The sequence below is a fragment of the Nocardia terrae genome (assembly GCF_009760405.1).
In the GTDB taxonomy this organism is placed as follows: domain Bacteria; phylum Actinomycetota; class Actinomycetes; order Mycobacteriales; family Mycobacteriaceae; genus Nocardia; species Nocardia terrae.
Window position 1 is genome coordinate 234207 of sequence record NZ_WRPP01000010.1, and the last position, 17563, is coordinate 251769.

Sequence of the window (17563 nt, forward strand, 5' to 3'; positions counted from 1 at the left end):
TCGCCGGAGAAGTCACTCGATTACGAGGAACTCGAGCTGGGTTGCGGCAGTTTGCAATCCGACACTTTGGGGTCGAGCCCGAGGTAGTTCAGCGGACCGGCGACCACGTTCACGGCGATGGTGCCGAAATCGCTGCACTCCTGGCTCACATGGGTGAGATAGCCACGCTGTCCGGCGGCCACCAGCCCGACGACCAGCCACGCGAACACCAGCAGTGAACCCAGACGCATGACCGATCTCCCTGTTCCGGACGCCTTCCTCATCATGCCAGCCGTACTCCGGACGCGGCGCGCCCGGCTCCCGACTACACCGCGACCGACTCACGCCATGCCGAGGGAACGTGCAACTCTCGCAGCCGCACGCCCGCGATGCGGGTGAGGATCAGGCCGATCACGACCGCGGCCAGGGCCGAGATCGCGCCGCCGGTGGCGAAGCCGATGCGGGGGCCGTAGGTGTCGGTGATCCAGCCGACCAGGGGCGCGCCGAGCGGGGTGCCGCCGGTGAAGACCATCATGTACAGCGCCATGACCCGGCCGCGCATGGCCGGGTCGGTGGCCATCTGGATCGAGGAATTGGCGGTCACGTTGACGGTCAGTCCGGCCATGCCGATCGGGATGAGCAGCACTGCGAACAACCAGAAGGACGGGGTGATCGCGGCGACGATCTCGAGCAGGCCGAAGATCAGCGCCGCCGCGACCAGCATGCGCAGCCGCGAGGTGGCGCGCCGCGCCGCCAGCAGGGCGCCGGCCAGCGAGCCCGCCGCCATCAGGGTGTTGAGCAGACCGTATGTCTGTGCGCCCGAATCGAAGACGGTGTGGGTGAACGCCGTGAGCCAGATGGCGAAGTTGAACCCGAACGTGCCGATGAAGCCGACCAGCACGATCGGCCACAGTAACTCCGGACGGCCCGCCACATAGCGCAGTCCTTCACGCAACTGGCCCTTGCCGCGCGGAGTGCGTTGGACCGCGCGCAGGTCGGCGGTGCGCATCAGCAGCAGGGCCGCGATCGGGGCCAGGAACGACAGTCCGTTGAACACGAACGCGTAGCCGCTGCCGACAGCGCCGATGAGCACGCCCGCGACGGCGGGACCGACGAGCCGGGCGGACTGGAAGTTCGCCGAGTTCAAGCTGACCGCGTTGGCCAGCTGGTCCGGGCCGACCATCTCCGAGACGAAGGTCTGGCGGGCCGGATTGTCGACGACGGTGACCAGGCCGAGCGTGAAAGCCGTTGCGTAGACGTGCCATACCTGCACGTGACCGGTGAGGGTGAGCACGCCGAGCACGAGACCGGTCGCGCCCATCGCGGATTGGGTGAACAGCAGCAGCGGCCGCTTGGGCAGCCGGTCGACCAGCACGCCGCCGTAGAGCCCGAACAACAGCATGGGCAGGAACTGCAGTGCCGTGGTGATGCCGACCGCGGCCGCGGACCCGGTGAGGCTGAGCACCAGCCAGTCCTGCGCGATCCGCTGCATCCAGGTGCCGATATTGGAGACCACCTGGCCGGTGAAGAACAGGCGGTAGTTACGGATACGCAGGGAACCGAAGGTGCTGTGCGGGGGAGTGTCGCCGGGGGTGTGTCGGATATCGGTCTCGGGCGGCGCTACAACTCCCGGCCTCACAGGTCTGCCTCCTAGGGGTGCGACGGACTACACGTGTGCGGGTCCGCGCCCCGAACAAGCAACCGCCCGGAGGGGGTGGAACAGCCGACGCCGTCGAGGCGTTCGGACTCGGATATCGCCCGCGCTGCGAATACATCGGCAGCGCAGATGCGGTGATCGAATCAATGCACGAGAGCGAGTTCGCTCCGGCTGCGGGGCAGGCCAGACGACGTCATCGGCGCGGCCGGGAAGCCCAACACTTTCCTTAGCCTAATGAAGTTACTGCGCGAATGCCACTGATTTTGGGCAGGCTCACAGTGAGGCGGCAGACCGATCGCGGCGGCACCTACCACCGTCACCAAGCCTCGACCGCGTGATCGACCGCGTCCTGCAGCGCCCGCTGCACGAGGGCCGTGATCTCGGCCGGTTCGCTCGGCAGGTTCCGGATCGGCGGGCCGAAATGGAAACTGGCCGAACGTACTTGTTCTTTGCTGGGGTTCGCGTGCGGGCCGTAGCTGAGGCCGAGGGTCACCACCGCGGGCTTGGCGCCGAGCCGCCGGGCCCGGTCCGCGATCTGCCCGACGCCGCCGTTCAGCGGCAGCAGGTGGGACAGGTCGGGGGAGTTGTTGACGGTGCCCTCTGGGAAGAGGGCGATGCTGTCGCCCCGGGCCATGCGTTCCGCGCAGGTGTCGAGCAGGCGGTTGCTACTCGCGCCGACCGCGTCCGAACCGTGGTCCTTGCCGCGGAACACCGGCATTCCGCCCATCATGTCGAGCTTGGTGCGCAGGCTCGTGGTGAACAGCTCGTCCTTCGCCAGCACCCGGGTGCGCCCGATCACCGGGCGTAGTTCGCTGCGCCACGCCGCGGCGCTCACCGTGTACGGGTCGAGTTCGGACAGGTGATTCATGACGATCAGCAGCGGTCGCCGATCCTCGCGGATCAGGGTGCGCAGCGAGTCCCGAGCCCCGGCCGCGTACCCGACCCGCGGCACGAACCGCCGCCCCAGCAGCGCGTACGCCGCCCAGGCCAGCAACCGATTCGGCCGATGATCCCGGTAGTAGTCGTACACCGCATCCCAGTTCGGGAGAACCACATGGGGCCGCTCTGAACGTGCCACCCGCTCAGATTAGCTCCCGCGTTGCCGGCTAGGGATTCTCTTGGAGGGTCAGGCCGTAGAAGTCGACGTGATAGTCGCCCACGCGTTGCGCGTGGTCGCTCAGGCTGAGGTCTCGAGGGGAGGCGACACCCAGGCCGCGCAAGGTGTCGACCAGCATCCGGGCCAGGTGCGATCCATCGACCTCGCCTATTCCGAAGTCCCCGGAGTGGTAGGGGGTTTCGATCCAGTGGTCCAGGACGCAGGGCCGGTCGGTGTGCGGAATCCATCCGTAGGAAGCCGGGTCCGTGATCTCGCCCGCGAGTTCCTCTGTGTCATAAACGATCTCGAGTCGCTCGCCGCAGGAGAGGTGGAACAGGACGGGACCGTAGGTACCGGGCACCCGGGCGTGGAAACCCAGGTCCAATTCGATACCGAGCGCGTGCGTCTCCGCCGGGAGAGTGCGGAGAAACTCACCCAGAGCCCGCGCGAAGATATCCCAGTCGTCGGTGCTCCAGCCGCCCGGTTGGCCCAGACCGGCGTTCGCGGGATCACGGCGTGTGCCGAAGAATCCACCGAGGGCAAAGGGCTCGCCGTGCCCCTGCCGCCAGAACCAGTTCTCCACCGGCTCGGTCGGCTGGAGCAGCAACTCGGGGCCATGCTCGCCGGCCTGCAGCTCGACGGTGTTGGCGGGCCCACGCCAGCGCAGAAATGGGCTGCCCCACAACGGGGCAGAATCATAGAACGGCCCGAGGTCACCGTAGGCGCCCATGATCGGCGCGGGCCCGAACTCCTCGGTCAGCGCCTCGGCAACCACCCGGAAAGCCCCCGCCTTCCCGGCCGCATCATCACCCGGCAGCGCGACGGGCACCGACAGCCCCACGAATTCCGCACCGCCGTACACGAAGTCCTTCTCGAATCCGCCCACCGGCCGCAACCGAGCCTCCACCCCTGCAGCCGCATCCCCGACGAGCCGCGGTCCACCGGCGCTGTCCTGCCACCGCCACCCGAGCCCCTCCGCCACCGCTCGCAGCGCCGCCCGACTCCAGTCGCCGGTCTCCGCACCCCGCAGCCGCCGCGCAAGCTCGACCACCCGCGCCCCGTCCCACACCACCGTCATCCCGAACTCCCCATTCCGTCGCATGTTCGTGGGAACCCTGCCATACGGCGGCGACATCCGGCCAACGTGATCTAGGTCCACCTCGGGGCCCGAATGGATGAAGACTGCTGCAGTGCAGCCGCATTCGTTCTCGTTGCCCGAGGGTCGAGTCCTAGTGGTTGCGGCTGCGGTGCTGGGCGACGTGGACGCGGGTCGAGCAGCGGGTAGAGCAGAAGCGGCGCTTGCCGTTTCGGGAGGTGTCGATGAAGACGATCTCGCAGCCCTCGCGGTCGCAGCGGCCGATCCGTCCGGGGTCCTCGCAGAACAGGGTGGCCAGGCCGAAGGCGGTGTAAGCCTTGACGCGTTCGTCGATGGGGGCGGTCTCCTGGGAGTAGTGCAGGTGCGGGGCTCTGCCGTCGTGGGTCGAGATGTAGGGGCGATTGGCGGTCTCGGCGAGTAGGGCATTGAGGACCTCGACGGTGGTGTTGCTGAAGGCCACGTCCAGTTCTCTTGTCCAGCGGCGCAATTCGGCATCCTGGCGGGCATCGATCGAGCCGACCGGGCGATACCCGGCCTCGACGAGCAGCTGCTCGAGGTCCTGTTCCGGCGCGGCGTTCACCAGCCGGGCCGCGATCTCCGCCGCCATCCCACCGTAAGGGTTGAAATGCACTAGGGCATTACATCAGGCTGTGAACATGCCCGCAACCTGCCCCGAATGCTCCTGGCCCGCTCCCACTCTCGTCTCCGCGCACGGCGACCTCCGCTATCTGCGCTGTGTGTGCGGGAAGTGGCTCATCGAGGAGCATGCGGTGGTGATCGCGGCCGCGGGCGACAGCGCATTCGCCGAATCCGGCGACCCGGCCCGCGCCGGCATCGGCCATGCCGAAACCTCGTCCAGGCTCCGGCAATGACCGACATCGCAGGTACTTTGAGCCCCGATCAGGAATCACGACTGCGTGCGAGCATTGGACGCCAAACCCTGCTCACCACACTCGGAATCGAAATCTCGAGCCTGGCCCCTGGTCGTGTCGTCCTCGAACTCCCGTTCCGCGACGATCTGCGCCAGCAGAACGGTTTCATCCACGCCGGAGCGATCACCACCCTCGCCGACTCGGCCTGCGGCTACGCCGCGATGTCACTGCAACCTCCCGACCGCGACATCCTCACCGTCGAATTCAAGGTCAACCTCATGAGTCCGGCGGTAGGACAACGGTTTCTGGCCACCGCGACGGTCCTGAAGTCCGGCCGCACCCTCACCGTCTGCACCGCCGAAGTCACCACCGACACCGACAACGCCGCCCCGATCGCCCTCATGCAGGCCACGCTCATGGCCCTACCGGCGACCGGGCCCTGATCCTCGAGCGTCGGCGACCGCCGCGACGGGAGCCCGGACCGTTGAGGAGTGGGCATGGCGCATCGGCCATTCGGCCGGTCCGACACCCTTCATTCGGGCCGAACGGCCGATGTCGCGCTCTGCCAAAGCCGGTGAGGATGGGAGGCGCGGGGCGATTCGAGCTCGTCGGCCCGGCGCCGTCCAGCAATTCCTGTTCGCGATCGAACGGAAGATTCGTCAGGAGCGAAGATGGCCGACCATCGGCGACAACTCACTGCAGATCAACCCGATCCGCACTGCGGGGACGAAGATCCAGCAACCGTGCATCTGGTGTCGGGCCTCTCCGCGGCGGGCGCTTTGCGGTCGGCTCTCGACGCCGATCCGACAACGGCGGGCAGCTCGATCGCGATCTTCCCCGATCACCTCAGCTGCGGCCCCCTGGCGTCCGGCGATCCCGGGGTGCGGGTGCGCTGGTGGCAGTCGTGGTGGCCGGATCTGCTGCGCGCCGAAGGATACATCGATGATCCGGAGTCTTGGACAGCCCGACTGCCGGAGAGGCTCGAGAAGTTCTGGCACACAGTCGATGTCGCGGCCCGGCTGGTCGTATGGCGCGGCGTGGGCAATGCGAATGAACTGCTGGTTTTCCACGCGATCACCGATCACCTGGGTGAGCGGGTCTTCGACATCGTCGACGTACCGCACCCGGTCGGCACCGCGACGCCCGCGGAGTTCCGGGCGTTGTTATCGACGGCGCGGGCGATCACGCCGGCGGAGCGCGTCGCGAGCCGATGCCTGTGGCAGCGGCTCGAACAGGACAACGCGATGTTCCGGGTCATCACCTCGGCTGGTCTGCGCTCTGTCCCGCCGGACCATTATGACGCCGCCTTGCTCGACGCGGCCGGTCGGGAATGGACACCGATCGTCCGGGTGGTCGCGCCCGTCATGGCGGCGATGAACGCCGGAGACGCGGAACTGTTCTGGCGGGTTGCGTCCTTGGTCGACTCCGGCGCCCTGAGCGCCGATGGGAATCCGTGGGAGGTCAAGACGACCAAAGTGAAACGCGCATGACAGGAGTGCCTTCCGCCGTCGGCGAATCTGCCACGCGCACTGAGTATCCGGCGACCACGTACCCGGCTCGGGAAGTCGCCTGTATCGAGTCAAGCATTGATTCTGTTGGGGCACAGTCGATTGCGTAAATTCATCGGTTTCGGACGCGTGACCAGAATTTAACGATGTTTCGGTCATGAACTTCGCGGGTTCGGCGTAGCGTGCCTTGAACATTCACCGAGGTTCCCCGTTCTGAGAGTCTCGGTAGGCAAGCAGGCAATACCGCCGATTCCTGGTCGGTCGGTGCCGTAGACATGATGGCGGACAATGTGATCGATGATTCGACATCGGCCCCGACAGCACCGGATACGCAGCCGGACCGCGCTGTGCGGCTGGCCCTCGACGGCGGTGATCCGGTACGGCGCACGCCTTGGCCGACTTACGACAGGGGCGCGGTCTGCGTCCATCCCGAGGATGAGGAAGCGGCGCTGCGCGCGATTCGCAGCCACCTCTTTTTCCGATACGACCATCGCCCGCCGCAGGAGACCGAGTGCGCGCGATTCGAGGCGGAACTGTGCGACTACTTCGGAAGCGCGCACGCGCTGGCCACCTCGAGCGGCACCACCGCGCTGGCGCTGGCGATCATGGCTTCCGGAATCGAGCCCGGAGACCTGATCGCTTGTCCCGGTTTCACTTTCGCTGCCACACCCAGCGCCATCTTGCTCGCCGGATGTACACCGTTCCTGGTCGAGGCCGATGAGAACCTGCACCTCGACGTGGACGATCTGCGCCGTCGGTGGACACCGCGGATCCGGGCCATCGTGGTGGTGCACATGCGCGGCTTCGCCGGGGACATGGACGCGCTGCTCCGATTCGCGGACGAACAAGGCGTGCCGGTGTTCGAGGACGCTGTCCCCGCGCTCGGCGCGGAACTGAACGGACGCAAACTCGGCACCTTCGGCCTGGCCGGCGCCTTCAGCACGCAGTCGGACAAGTCGCTCAACAGCGGCGAGGGCGGTTTCCTCGTCACCGATGACAGCACCCTGTTCGCCCGCGCCACTGTACTTTCCGGCGCGTACGAGGGTCGGCTGCGCCGGCATTTCAGCGATGGCCGCCCGCCGCTGGCCACCGATCTGGAACTGCCGCTGTACAGCTTCCGCATGGACGAGATCCGGGCCGCGCTGCTGCGATCCGAACTGGAACGGCTTCCACTGCGGCTGGCCGCCTTCCGTGAGAACTACGACTATGTCGCCGGTCAACTGGCCGATCTCGACGGCATTCGGATTCGGCGTCCGGTCGCGCCGGGCGCATATCTGGGGGAGGCCTTCATCTTCCAGGTCGCCGAGGGCCGCGCGCAGTGGTTCGCGCGGGCGTTGTGCCAGGAGGGTATCGAGGCGCGCAACCTCGGCTCGGATACCGATCACAACATCCGCGCCTTCTGGAATTGGCGGTTCCTGTTCCGCGGCAAGGAAACCGCCGCTGTCAAGGCATCCCTGCCCAATACGACGCGCTATCTGCAACGGGCCGTTGACATTCCCTTGTCCTCGACGCTCTCGCGGGCGGACTGCGACGATCTCGTCACCGCGGTGCGCAAGGTGGCGGCCGCTCTGACCGCAACGGAGGCCGACGCGAATTCCTCGTGTGCGGGGCGGCCATGACGGCCTCGCCCGAGACCGGAACACTGCCGCGGCTCGCACTGACCGGGGTGTTCGGCGGATTGTTCTGCGGCTATCTGGGCCTGTCCGCGGCCATTCCGGTACTGCCCGACCATGTGCGCGACCGGTTCGGCGCGGGCGATCTGAGCGTCGGGCTCGTGGTGACGGCCACCGCCCTGACCGCGCTGCTCACCCGGCCCGTGTTCGGCGGGTTGGCCGACCGGCACGGCTATCGGCAGGTCATGCGGTTCGGCGCGCTCGCCATCGCGGTCGGCGGGCTGCTGTACTTCCTGCCGCTCGGCCTGGCCGGGCTGATCGTGGTGCGGCTGCTGGTCGGCGTCGGTGAGGCCGCGCTGTTCGTGGCGGGCGCGGCCTGGACCGTCACGCTCGCGCCGCACAATCGGCGCGGCCAGCTCATCGGCCTCTACGGGGTGGCCATGTGGGGTGGCATCTCGGCGGGGACGGCGCTCGGTGCGGCCCTGCGGCACTTCGGGATCGGGACGGTGTGGGCGCTGTGCGCGGTCGCGCCGCTCGCCGGACTCGCCCTGATCACCATAGCCGGGCCCGAGCCGCAGATCGCGCGGCCCACCGGCGGTCGCGGGCTGATGCTGAAGCCCGCGGCGTTGCCCGGTCTGGCCCTCGCCCTCGCCGCGGCGGGGTATGTGGGACTGGCCGCGTTCATCATCCGTGATCTGCAGGTGCGCGGGATCGGTTCCGGCGCAGTAGTTCTGGCCGTCTTCAGTGCGGTGTATGCGGGTACCCGGCTGGTCATCGGCAAGCTGCCGGACCAGCTCGGACCGCGGCGCGTGGGCACCTGGTCGGGACTCGGCGAGGCGGCGGGGCTGTTGATCGTCGCGTGGTCACCGAACCTGCCGGTGGCGGTGCTGGGGGTCGTCGTCATGGGCGTCGGCTTCTCGCTACTGCATCCGTCGCTGGCGCTGATGGTCATGAACAACGCCGAGAGCTCGAAACAGGGTGCGGCACTGGGGGCTTACACCTCGTTCTGGGATCTGGGGCTGTTCGTCTGGGGCCCGGCGACCGGCGCCATCGCGAGCGGGCTCGGCTATCCCGCCGTGTACCTGGTCGGCGCGGGCTGCGCGTTCACCGCCGCGATCATGGCCTACACGATTCGGCAATCGGCCACCACCGAATGAGAGGGGAGGCCGCAGATGAGCAGCGCGCCACCGGTCAAGATTCTGTGCGTCACCGGGTGGTGCCGCAACGGCAGCACCATCCTGGGCAACATCCTCAATGAGATTCCGGGTGTATTCCACGTCGGTGAACTGCACTTCCTGTGGAAGAACGCCGCCGGGCGCGGCGTGAACGAGCTGTGCGGCTGCGGGCACAAGCTCGTCGACTGCCCGTTCTGGTCCACCGTCCTTCCGGTCGGCAGGCCGGAGGGAACGACGCTGGAAGACCACGCGGACACTGTGATTCGGCGACAGCTCGGCCATTTCCGCACCCGCCACACGTGGCAGGTGCTCGGGCGCGGCTTGCGCAACGAGCCGATGCGCGCGCATGCGGAGCTGCTGGCCCAGGTCTACCGCACTATTGCCGAACGCAGCGAGGCGCGGGTGATCGTCGACACCTCGAAGATGCCGGGGGAGGCGGCGCTGCTGTCCCACCTCGACGGAGTCGACCCGTACTACCTGCACCTGGTGCGCGATCCCCGGGCCGTCGCCCAATCCTGGAGCAAGCCCAAGGAATACGTGTACGCCATGTCGGCGGCCAAGAGCACCGGTTACTGGACCGGCTTCAACCTCGCATCGCACGCGATCGGCCGCCGGTACCCGCGGCGGTCGCTGTTCCTGCGATACGAGGACTTCATCGCCGATCCGGCCGGGACCGTCGACGCGGTGCTGCGACTGTGCGAGATCGATCCGGCGGCCAACCCGATGTCCGGCCGCACCATCGAGCTGCACGCCAATCACACGGTCACCGGGAACCCGGACCGTTTCAACACCGGCGTCACCGTCATCCGCCCGACCGACGACTCGTGGCGCGGCGCGCTGCCGAACTCGGCGAAAGCGACCGCGACGGCACTGTCGTGGCCGCTGGCGCTCCGGTACGGGTATCTGACCCCGCATCGACATGGGAGGGGTTGAGCGACAGTGGATCTGGGACTCGCCGACAAGGTCGCGCTGGTAGCGGGCGGCTCGAGCGGCATCGGGCTGGCGATCGCGCAGGAACTGGCCGCCGAGGGCGCACACGTCGCCATCGGAGCGCGTGACCCGGGACGCCTGGCCGCCGCCGAACGCGCGATCAAAGCGGTGGCACGCGCGCGAGTTCATGCCAGCCGCGTGGACATCACCGACCCGGCGGCGACACAACACTGGGTCGACGAGGTCGCCGCGGAGTTCGGCGGGCTCCACATCGTGGGCGTCAGCGGTGGCACACCGCCCACCGGGAACGCGACGGCCTTCGAGGCGAGCGCGTACCGGCAGGCCATCGACACGGTGCTCATGCCCGCGGTCCAGCTGACATTGGCGGCCCTGCCGCATCTGCGGCAGGCGCGGTGGGGCCGAATCCTTCTCGTGGCCTCGGAGACCGCGGTGGTCCCCATCAGCGGGCTGGCCCTGTCCGGAGTGAGCCGGGCGGCGATCGTGCGATTCGCGCAGGCCCTCGCCGCGGACGTCGGACGCGACGGCGTGACCGTCAATGTGCTCGCGCCGAGCGCGACCCGCACGCCGCTGCTGGAACGGGTCCTGGCGCAGGGCTCCGCGGCCGGAATCGAGGCGGAGTTGGCCGCCGTGGGCCGCAAGACCGCGGTCGGCCGCGTCGCGCGGCCCGACGAAATCGCCGCCATGGCAGCGTTTTTGGCCAGTGAGAGGGCGGGCTACCTCACCGGCACCGTCCAGTTGATCGACGGCGGCTCGAGCGTGCTCGGCGCGTCCTCATCGCATTACACCGTTTCCCAGGAGGGGACATGCTGAAGGCAGATTCGATCAAATCGACGCTGGCGCAGGTCGTCGCGGACCGCAAGCACGAGCTGTCGCCGGGCCGGCAGTTCGTCGAGGCCTGCGAGCAATACGGGCTGGACGCGGCGGTCGAATACGACGTCACGATCACCGATTCGCTGACCAGTTCGCGGCGCAAGCCGCGCAATCCGGCCCGCAACATGCTCAAGACGATCGACCTCTCGCGCGATCCACGCCAGTTCTACTGGCACGAGAGCGCTCCCGCGCCGGACGACACCCCGATCGAGGGCGCGGAAATCCGGCGCGAGCTGGCCAGCAGATTCCACAAGTCGCCGATTCCGGAGCTGCTCACCACCACCGCGTGGGTACAGGTCCCACCGGATCTGTGGACCGACCCCGACACCTTCGAGAACTTCCTCAACTACCGGCTGATCGTGCGCCTGTGCACCGCCGAGAACCACACCATCATCAGCGGTCCGGGCGGGCTGCTGAACATGCCCGAGATCGCGCGGATGCCCGAGCCGGGGCCCTTCGCCTCCACAATCCTGCGCGCCTGCAACGAGATCGAGCAGATGGGCGGCACCGCCGACGGCATGATCATCAACCCGGTCGACTACTACCGGGCCATGGGCAGCGGGCGGCTGATGGACGACCTCGAGCAGAACGGTGTGTTCATCGTCCGCACCAGGCTGGTCGAACCGGGGAGCGCCATCGTCGGCGACTTCGGCCACGGCGCACAGCTTTTCGACGCCGGACGCTCGGTGATCCGATTCGCCGAGCCGCCCGCGGGCACCTTCACCGAGCCGGGGATCGCGTTGAAGGCCGAGATCTACGAGCGGGTCGTGGTCAATCTGCCGACGAACTTCTTCGTCGTCAGCATCTAGGCCGCGGTCATGACACCCGAGCAGGGAACTCTCGAGGACCCGGATGTGGTGGTCATCGGCGGGGGAGTCGTCGGCCTGTTCTGTGCGCAGCAGTTGCGGCGACGCGGGGCCGGGGTCACGGTGCTCGAGCGTGGTGCGCTGGGCGGGTCACAATCGTGCTCGTCCGGCAATACGGGATTCGTCGGCACGCACGGTGCCGCACCCCTGGCCGCACCCGACATGCTCGCACTCGCCGAACCGGGTGCGACGGATCCGGACTCGCCCTGGTACATCGAGCCGCGCGAGGACGCCGGATTAGCCCGCTGGCTGGGGCATTTCCGGCAGGCTTGCTCGGCCGAGGCCGCGGCGCACGGATTCCGGGTGCTGATCGGGATGAAGCGGCGCGGCCTCGCGATCCTGCGCGAGCTGTGTGCCGCGGAGGACATGGCGGCGCTGTTGGAGTCACCGGGCATCGTGTTGGCCTTCAAGACTGCGACAGGCTTCGACGAGGCCGCTCGGAGCGTGGCACGCACCGTGGCCGGTGGTGTGCCGTTGCGGGTCCTCGGGCCCGGTGAGCTCGACGAGCTCGCGCCGAAGACGACCTTCGACATTCACGGCGCGCTGTACAACCCTGAGGGTGCTTACCTGCACGTCCCGGAATTCCTGCTCGAATTCGGCCGGGTTCTGCGCGAGGCGGGCGTAGAGATCCGCGAGCACACCGACGTCACCGATTTCGAGATTCGGGATCGGAATATCGTGCGGCTCAGCACTACTCGCGGAGAGCTACGCCCCGGCGCTGTGGTCATCGCGGCGGGCGCGTGGAGTACCGAGTGCGCCCGCATGGCGGGAACGGATCTGGTGCTGCAACCGATCCAGGGCCACAGCCTCACCATGGGCTTGCCGCCGAGCGCACCCGGCCTACCGGTGTTGCTGAGCGAGGCCAAGGTCGCGATGGTTCCGCTCGGCGACCGGCTCCGGATCGGCGGTCAGCTCGCGCTGACCGGGATGAACCGGGAGGTCTCCGAACACCGGCTCGAGGCATTGCGGCGCGCCGTCCACGAGTTCCTGCCCGAGCTCGAGGAGACGCCGATCCTGGAGCGCTGGAGCGGATTACGGCCTTGTACTCCGGACAGCCTGCCGCTGATCGGTCCCGCCGGCGACCTCCGCAACCTCCTCGTCGCCGCCGGACACGGCCATATCGGCATGGGCCTCGCACCCGCCGGTGGTGAGCTCATCGCACAACTCCTGGCGGGCGAGCAGCCATTTACCGACCCGATCCCGTTGCGGCCGAATCGGTTTCGGATCGCCTAGCTCAGCCGGTGAGGATATGGACAGAACAGACGTGCGGATCGGTGTCCTGTGCCTCGACACAGCGTTCACCAAACTTCCCGGCCACATCCGCAATCCAGCCACCTTCGACTTTCCGGTCGTCTATCAAGTCGTCACCGGCGCGACCCCGCGCCGCGTGGTGAGCGAGGCGGATCCCACCCTGCTCGACCCGTTCATCGACGCGGCCCGCAAACTCGAAGCCGAAGGCGTGCAAGCGATCACCGCCGCCTGCGGCTTCCTGGTCCTGTTCCAACAGCGGCTCGCCGACGCCGTCCATGTCCCGCTCTACAGCTCGAGCCTCATCCAATTGCCCATGGTCCACCGCATGCTGGCCACCGACCGCACCGTCGGCCTACTCGTCGCCGACGCCCAAGCCCTCACCCGACGCCACCTGGAAGCCATTGGCGGCGAGTCGATCCCGATCCGCGTCACCGGAATGTCCCGATACCCGGAATTCCGCGAGGTAATCCTCGAAGGCCGCCGCAACAACCTCGACGCCGACCGCCTCGGCGCGGAGGTCCTCGACGCAGCCTCCCAACTCGCCACCGACAACCCCGGCCTGGGCGCACTCGTCATCGAATGCACCGACCTCGTACCCTACGGCCACGCCATCCAGCAACTGCTGGACATCCCGGTATTCGACATCGTGACCCTCACCAACATGGTCCACCAAACCCTGTCCCACATGCCTTTCCGCATCAGCGATCGCTGAAGGCAGTGGCGATCGCCACTATTACGCCATGTAGTAGATCCATGGCATCATGGGCAGATGTCAACCGCTACGCACGCCGCCGCCGGGCAACCGATCGACGACACCTATCAGGACGCGCAAATCTCCGCGATCCATGTGCACTGGTGCGACGCGGAATCCGGATACATCGCGCGATCCGACCAGCATCCCGGAATAACGAACACGGATCGCTGGTCCTCGCTCGCAGCCATGAACGGTCTGCTCGACATCATCCGAGAACGAATCGAATGAATCGCGGCCCCGCCCAATTCCGCGGGGGGATATGACACACGCGAGTTGATTCGGTTGCCAGGTGGCGACTGATCCGAGAGTCAACTCGTGAAGACGAGCGGACTCCAACCGCGACCACCATCGCGGGTGACCAGTATCTGTCGGGCGTGCGGTGGACCGTTGGGGTCGGGATCCATCAGGACGAAACCCTCAGTGGCCGAGACGAACTCGACGCCTTCGAACTCGGCGCTCGGCGGCCCTGTGTAGGCGGTCGTCCACTGCGCCCCGCCGTCGGCCGTGATCAGCAACTGGTTCTTGTCGGTGGCCGCGAGCAGTCCGGGTGTGGCGGTGAGGGAAGGATAGAAGTCCCGGTCGCGCGGCCACCCGGCGTTGGACGCGACGAAGGTCGCGCCCCCGTCCGCCGAGGTCATCGCCTGCGGCAGGCGCTGTCCGACGTGATAGGGGCCGGGACCCCCGCATTCCACGAGCAGCAGTCGGTTCGCGGGGGACAGGCTCGCCTCGAGCGGACCGGCGGCACCGCAGGGCTGGGCGGTGGACACCCAGGTTCCGTCGACCAGTCGGGCGGTGGCAACCACGGAGTTCTTGCCGTACACCATCAGCCAGCCGTAGGGGCCGGACAGGTCGATGGCCGGATACCCGTGCAACTCTCGTCTGTCCTCGGCCGTGAGTCCGCTGAGATCGAGGTCCACCCGCACGTCGGTCCAGTCACTCTGCCGGTCGACATCGCTCGACAAGATGTGCAGGCCATCGGATCGGAGGTCGGCCACCTGAATCCGGCCCGCCGCCACCGCCATCGACGACTGCGGACCGACACCGGGGATCGTTTGCTCGGACCAGGTCATGCCACCGTCATGCGTCGCCCACAACGTGTCCCCCGAGTGGGTGAAAGCCGTTCGCGCATCGACGAGAGTCATTCCGTAGGTAACGAATTCAGAAGGGGCCGCAGGTAGGTTCCGCCAGGTCCGGCCACCGTCATGGGTGCACTTGATCCGGATGGGCAGGTTGTAACCGCAGTCGGCTCGTCCGACCGCCCAGCCCTCCTCCGGGGACGAGAACTTCACATAGTCGGGTTCGAAGCATGGACCCGCCGCCGCCGCAGCCGCGGGCGTCGACGGCAGCCCGCTCGCGTCACCCGGTGAGTGCCTCACGGACCCACCACGCACCAACACGATCCCGGTCAGCACCATGCCGACGACCGCCATCCCGATCACCGCGATCAGCCTGCGTCTCAACGCCATCCCCTCCCTCGGACCGCAACCCGGCCCCACAACGACGACTCTTCATTCCACAGCCACCGACGCCGACGAAGTCGTCGATGGTGTATCGAGGATGGATTCGAGATCCGGCCGACTCGGTGTTAACACGCCTGGACAACTCGAGGCCATAAGGCGCAGAGCAGGAATCGCGGACCCGAAACGGACGCCTTCGATCGGCGAGAACAGCTGTTTGTCGAGTTGCGGCGCCGGTCGTGGCTGCCTTGGAAACACCCGCATCGGGGATATCCTTGCGTCGACCGGTTTGTCACTTTGTCGAAGGTTGGCAGCAGAGAGGGTCTGGGAGGCCGTGACCGACGCGCGGACACGAGCGGCGTTGACGGAATTGCGTACTGCGGCTCACCGTTGCGTGGACACCCTCGAGGTGACGAGCCCCGAGCCCGGCGATGTGACCGCCGTCGGGGCCGCTGATTTCCTGACGCGAGCGCACCTGCACGTCGACCTATTGTTTGCGCTGCTCATCGACGGCACTGATCCGGCCGACACCGCGCTGGCCCCGATCGTCGAGGCCGCGCGCGCCTCGGTCGGCCACGGCCGCACCCTCGAGGAAGTCCTCGATATCCGCCTGGGCGCAATCGAACATATCTGGCGTCAGTTGCTCGCCGCCGCCGACGAGCCCACTCGGCGACTGCTGTCCGACCAGGCGCTGGCGCTGTCGCGCTACAACGCGATCGTGTCGACCCGCGTCGCTGTCGCGTGCGCCGACTTCACCGCTCACCCTCGATGGGAACAGCTCGAACGGCGTCACGACCTCGCCGATGCTCTCCTCACGGGTCGATACAGCGTGGGCATGCACGCCGATCCGACGATCCGGCTCGCGGAGAAGTACCTTGTCGTCGTTGCCCGGGCCGCCGACCCGGCTCCGCGCACCGTCGGCAATCTGCGTTTGCATTTCCCGCACATCTCCACCGCTCTGGTGCGCGCCGATGCCGGCGGCTGGACCGCTCTGCTGCCGCTGGACAGTGAGACCGACGCCGCGACCGCGACCTCCGAACTCGAACGACGAGTGCGTCCGATTCGTGACACGCTGCCCCGATTCTGGCTGGGAGTGTCGGCGAGCCCGGTGCCGGGGCTACCGGAGGCATTCGTGGAAGCGCGGACGCTCGCCGAGCTCGGCCGCGGCCTCGATAGCGTTGAGATCGTCTGCCGCCGTGAGCAGTTCATGGTCGAATACGCGATCGCCGCGGATTCGCAAACCCGAATGCGGCTCGCCCACGTCCTCGACGCCCTCGACGAACAGCCGATCCTCGCGGAGACCTATGACGTGTTCGTCCGCAACAATTACGCGCTGAATCCCACCGCCGATGCCTTGCACATCCACCGCAACACCGTCACCTATCGGCTCACCCGCATTACCGACCTGACTGGATACGATCCCCAAAATCCCACCGAGGCAATGACATTGGCCGCCGCGCGCACCGCGCGTCTGCTGCAGCGAGCCAATGTCTCCACCATGTGACGTGGCGGGTGCGAGGTGTAGCGGTTGCGAAACCGGTCAGAGCAACATCTTTTCCTTCAGCGCGGTGGTGTCGGCATCGGTGAGTTTCAACCCGTCGCGGACGTAATTGCGGAAGCTGCCATAGCTTTGATCCACCTGGTCGAAAGCGGCATCCAGCGCGCCGGGCACGACCCCGTTGGCGGTGTCTCCAGGGGCGGCGCCGCGGTAATAGTTGGACAGCAGGTAGTCGTAATAGACGGTGTCGCGGTCGACGCCGAGAACGGTCAGCAGAATGGCCGTGGTCCAGCCGGTGCGGTCCTTGCCCGAGGTGCAGTGGTAGAGAACCGTGCCGTCGGTGGTGTCGATGATGTCGTGCAGGACCGATGCGAAGCCCTCGTTCGCGCCGGGTGTGGTGATGAAGGCCCGGTAGAGGTCGGGGCCCGCGTTCTGGGCGGACGCGATGACCTGCGGCGAGGCTTGTCCCACGACATCCGCGTTGCGGTAGGCCGCTCCCGTCGCGACTCGGTCGGGGGCCTCGGTGATCTCGGATCGCAGCCGCAGGTCGTCGTCGACTTTCAAATCGTGGCCGGTGAGGTAGGCCAAGGCCGAATCGCTTGCCGTGGACAGTTCGCCGGAGCGGTACACCAGACCGGTCCGGATCCGGCGGCCATCGACCGTGCGATAACCGCCCACGTCGCGCGCGTTCTCTACGCCGGGCAGGGGCAGTGCCCGCTCGTCGACGCCGACAACGACCGCGGAGGTCCGTGCGGGCGGCTCGACCACGGCGTCGGTTCTGGTAGAACAGGCGCTGACCGTGACTGCCGCCGTGAAAGCCAGCATCAGAGTTAGTCCACGAGAATGCATGCGCCGCCTCCTTCGTTCCAGTCGGACAATTCTCCTGACCATCTCTCGGTTGTCATCGACATGCCATTGGC

19 protein-coding genes are annotated in these 17563 nt (G+C 67.4%); 12 read left to right on the top strand and 7 right to left on the bottom strand.

The genetic code is table 11. The features are described from left to right. Nucleotides 1–20: 20 nt before the first annotated feature. From GPX89_RS36860 to GPX89_RS36880, 5 genes are all read right to left on the bottom strand, one after another. On the bottom strand, nucleotides 21–230 hold the full coding sequence (locus tag GPX89_RS36860; protein ID WP_198347770.1) for a hypothetical protein: 210 nt from the start codon (nucleotides 228–230) through the stop codon (nucleotides 21–23). 74 nt (nucleotides 231–304) lie between these two features. Next, nucleotides 305–1618 carry an MFS transporter gene (locus GPX89_RS36865; RefSeq protein ID WP_198347771.1) on the bottom strand — a complete coding sequence of 438 codons (1314 nt, stop codon included), beginning with the start codon at nucleotides 1616–1618 and terminating at the stop codon, nucleotides 305–307. A 334-nt stretch (nucleotides 1619–1952) separates the two neighbouring features. Continuing rightward, nucleotides 1953–2714, bottom strand: a complete 762-nt coding sequence (locus GPX89_RS36870) for a lysophospholipid acyltransferase family protein (protein WP_328602723.1) — start codon at nucleotides 2712–2714, stop codon at nucleotides 1953–1955. A 28-nt stretch (nucleotides 2715–2742) separates the two neighbouring features. Continuing rightward, nucleotides 2743–3810 (bottom strand): hypothetical protein, encoded by a 1068-nt coding sequence (locus GPX89_RS36875; RefSeq protein ID WP_157392348.1) that lies wholly within the window; start codon nucleotides 3808–3810, stop codon nucleotides 2743–2745. A gap of 151 nt (nucleotides 3811–3961) precedes the next feature. Then, nucleotides 3962–4459, bottom strand: coding sequence for a CGNR zinc finger domain-containing protein (locus GPX89_RS36880; RefSeq protein ID WP_328602724.1), 498 nt, complete (start codon nucleotides 4457–4459; stop codon nucleotides 3962–3964). 25 nt (nucleotides 4460–4484) lie between these two features. On the opposite strand from GPX89_RS36880, the gene GPX89_RS36885 reads away from it, so the two are divergent. From GPX89_RS36885 to GPX89_RS36935, 11 genes are all read left to right on the top strand, one after another. Further along, entirely contained in the window at nucleotides 4485–4700 is a 216-nt protein-coding gene (locus tag GPX89_RS36885; RefSeq protein ID WP_157392349.1) for a hypothetical protein, read from the top strand. Continuing rightward, a complete protein-coding gene (locus GPX89_RS36890; RefSeq protein ID WP_157392350.1) occupies nucleotides 4697–5143 on the top strand; it encodes a PaaI family thioesterase in 447 nt (148 codons plus the stop codon). The genes GPX89_RS36885 and GPX89_RS36890 overlap by 4 nt, the downstream gene beginning before the upstream one ends. 309 nt (nucleotides 5144–5452) lie before the next feature. Beyond that, nucleotides 5453–6190, top strand: a complete 738-nt coding sequence (locus tag GPX89_RS36895) for a DUF3658 domain-containing protein (RefSeq protein ID WP_198347772.1) — start codon at nucleotides 5453–5455, stop codon at nucleotides 6188–6190. 293 nt (nucleotides 6191–6483) lie between these two features. Next, a complete protein-coding gene (locus tag GPX89_RS36900; protein ID WP_235948928.1) occupies nucleotides 6484–7827 on the top strand; it encodes a DegT/DnrJ/EryC1/StrS family aminotransferase in 1344 nt (447 codons plus the stop codon). Beyond that, nucleotides 7824–8978 (top strand): MFS transporter, encoded by a 1155-nt coding sequence (locus tag GPX89_RS36905; protein ID WP_157392352.1) that lies wholly within the window; start codon nucleotides 7824–7826, stop codon nucleotides 8976–8978. Before GPX89_RS36900 ends, GPX89_RS36905 begins: the two co-directional genes overlap by 4 nt. A 15-nt stretch (nucleotides 8979–8993) precedes the next feature. Further along, nucleotides 8994–9929 (top strand): sulfotransferase, encoded by a 936-nt coding sequence (locus GPX89_RS36910; RefSeq protein WP_157392353.1) that lies wholly within the window; start codon nucleotides 8994–8996, stop codon nucleotides 9927–9929. Between the two features lie 6 nt (nucleotides 9930–9935). Beyond that, entirely contained in the window at nucleotides 9936–10757 is an 822-nt protein-coding gene (locus tag GPX89_RS36915) for an SDR family NAD(P)-dependent oxidoreductase (RefSeq protein ID WP_328602725.1), read from the top strand. After that, nucleotides 10751–11626, top strand: coding sequence for a family 3 encapsulin nanocompartment shell protein (locus GPX89_RS36920; RefSeq protein WP_157392354.1), 876 nt, complete (start codon nucleotides 10751–10753; stop codon nucleotides 11624–11626). The genes GPX89_RS36915 and GPX89_RS36920 overlap by 7 nt, the downstream gene beginning before the upstream one ends. A 9-nt stretch (nucleotides 11627–11635) precedes the next feature. Beyond that, the gene (locus GPX89_RS36925) at nucleotides 11636–12916 is read left to right on the top strand and encodes an NAD(P)/FAD-dependent oxidoreductase (protein WP_157392355.1); all 1281 of its coding nucleotides are present in this window, start codon (nucleotides 11636–11638) and stop codon (nucleotides 12914–12916) included. Between the two features lie 16 nt (nucleotides 12917–12932). Further along, nucleotides 12933–13646 carry an aspartate/glutamate racemase family protein gene (locus tag GPX89_RS36930; protein WP_157392356.1) on the top strand — a complete coding sequence of 238 codons (714 nt, stop codon included), beginning with the start codon at nucleotides 12933–12935 and terminating at the stop codon, nucleotides 13644–13646. Nucleotides 13647–13703: 57 nt separating this feature from the next. Next, a complete protein-coding gene (locus GPX89_RS36935; protein WP_157392357.1) occupies nucleotides 13704–13916 on the top strand; it encodes a hypothetical protein in 213 nt (70 codons plus the stop codon). An 80-nt stretch (nucleotides 13917–13996) separates the two neighbouring features. On the opposite strand, the gene GPX89_RS36940 is transcribed toward GPX89_RS36935, so the two are convergent. After that, nucleotides 13997–15148, bottom strand: a complete 1152-nt coding sequence (locus GPX89_RS36940; protein WP_157392358.1) for a sialidase family protein — start codon at nucleotides 15146–15148, stop codon at nucleotides 13997–13999. A 331-nt stretch (nucleotides 15149–15479) separates the two neighbouring features. On the opposite strand from GPX89_RS36940, the gene GPX89_RS46090 reads away from it, so the two are divergent. Continuing rightward, a complete protein-coding gene (locus GPX89_RS46090) occupies nucleotides 15480–16649 on the top strand; it encodes a PucR family transcriptional regulator (protein WP_157392359.1) in 1170 nt (389 codons plus the stop codon). 36 nt (nucleotides 16650–16685) lie between these two features. On the opposite strand, the gene GPX89_RS36950 is transcribed toward GPX89_RS46090, so the two are convergent. Next, entirely contained in the window at nucleotides 16686–17492 is an 807-nt protein-coding gene (locus GPX89_RS36950; protein ID WP_157392360.1) for a tyrosine-protein phosphatase, read from the bottom strand. Between the last annotated feature and the right edge of the window lie 71 nt (nucleotides 17493–17563).

Bases quoted from the DNA above. Each gene is read 5' to 3' on its own strand.
- GPX89_RS36860 (WP_198347770.1), bottom strand. From the start codon at position 230: ATGCGTCTGGGTTCACTGCTGGTGTTCGCGTGGCTGGTCGTCGGGCTG.
- GPX89_RS36875 (WP_157392348.1), bottom strand. From the start codon at position 3,810: ATGACGGTGGTGTGGGACGGGGCGCGGGTGGTCGAGCTTGCGCGGCGG.
- GPX89_RS36885 (WP_157392349.1), top strand. From the start codon at position 4,485: ATGCCCGCAACCTGCCCCGAATGCTCCTGGCCCGCTCCCACTCTCGTC.
- GPX89_RS36890 (WP_157392350.1), top strand. From the start codon at position 4,697: ATGACCGACATCGCAGGTACTTTGAGCCCCGATCAGGAATCACGACTG.
- GPX89_RS36900 (WP_235948928.1), top strand. From the start codon at position 6,484: ATGATGGCGGACAATGTGATCGATGATTCGACATCGGCCCCGACAGCA.
- GPX89_RS36905 (WP_157392352.1), top strand. From the start codon at position 7,824: ATGACGGCCTCGCCCGAGACCGGAACACTGCCGCGGCTCGCACTGACC.
- GPX89_RS36910 (WP_157392353.1), top strand. From the start codon at position 8,994: ATGAGCAGCGCGCCACCGGTCAAGATTCTGTGCGTCACCGGGTGGTGC.
- GPX89_RS36920 (WP_157392354.1), top strand. From the start codon at position 10,751: ATGCTGAAGGCAGATTCGATCAAATCGACGCTGGCGCAGGTCGTCGCG.
- GPX89_RS36925 (WP_157392355.1), top strand. From the start codon at position 11,636: ATGACACCCGAGCAGGGAACTCTCGAGGACCCGGATGTGGTGGTCATC.
- GPX89_RS36930 (WP_157392356.1), top strand. From the start codon at position 12,933: ATGGACAGAACAGACGTGCGGATCGGTGTCCTGTGCCTCGACACAGCG.
- GPX89_RS36935 (WP_157392357.1), top strand. From the start codon at position 13,704: ATGTCAACCGCTACGCACGCCGCCGCCGGGCAACCGATCGACGACACC.
- GPX89_RS36950 (WP_157392360.1), bottom strand. From the start codon at position 17,492: ATGCATTCTCGTGGACTAACTCTGATGCTGGCTTTCACGGCGGCAGTC.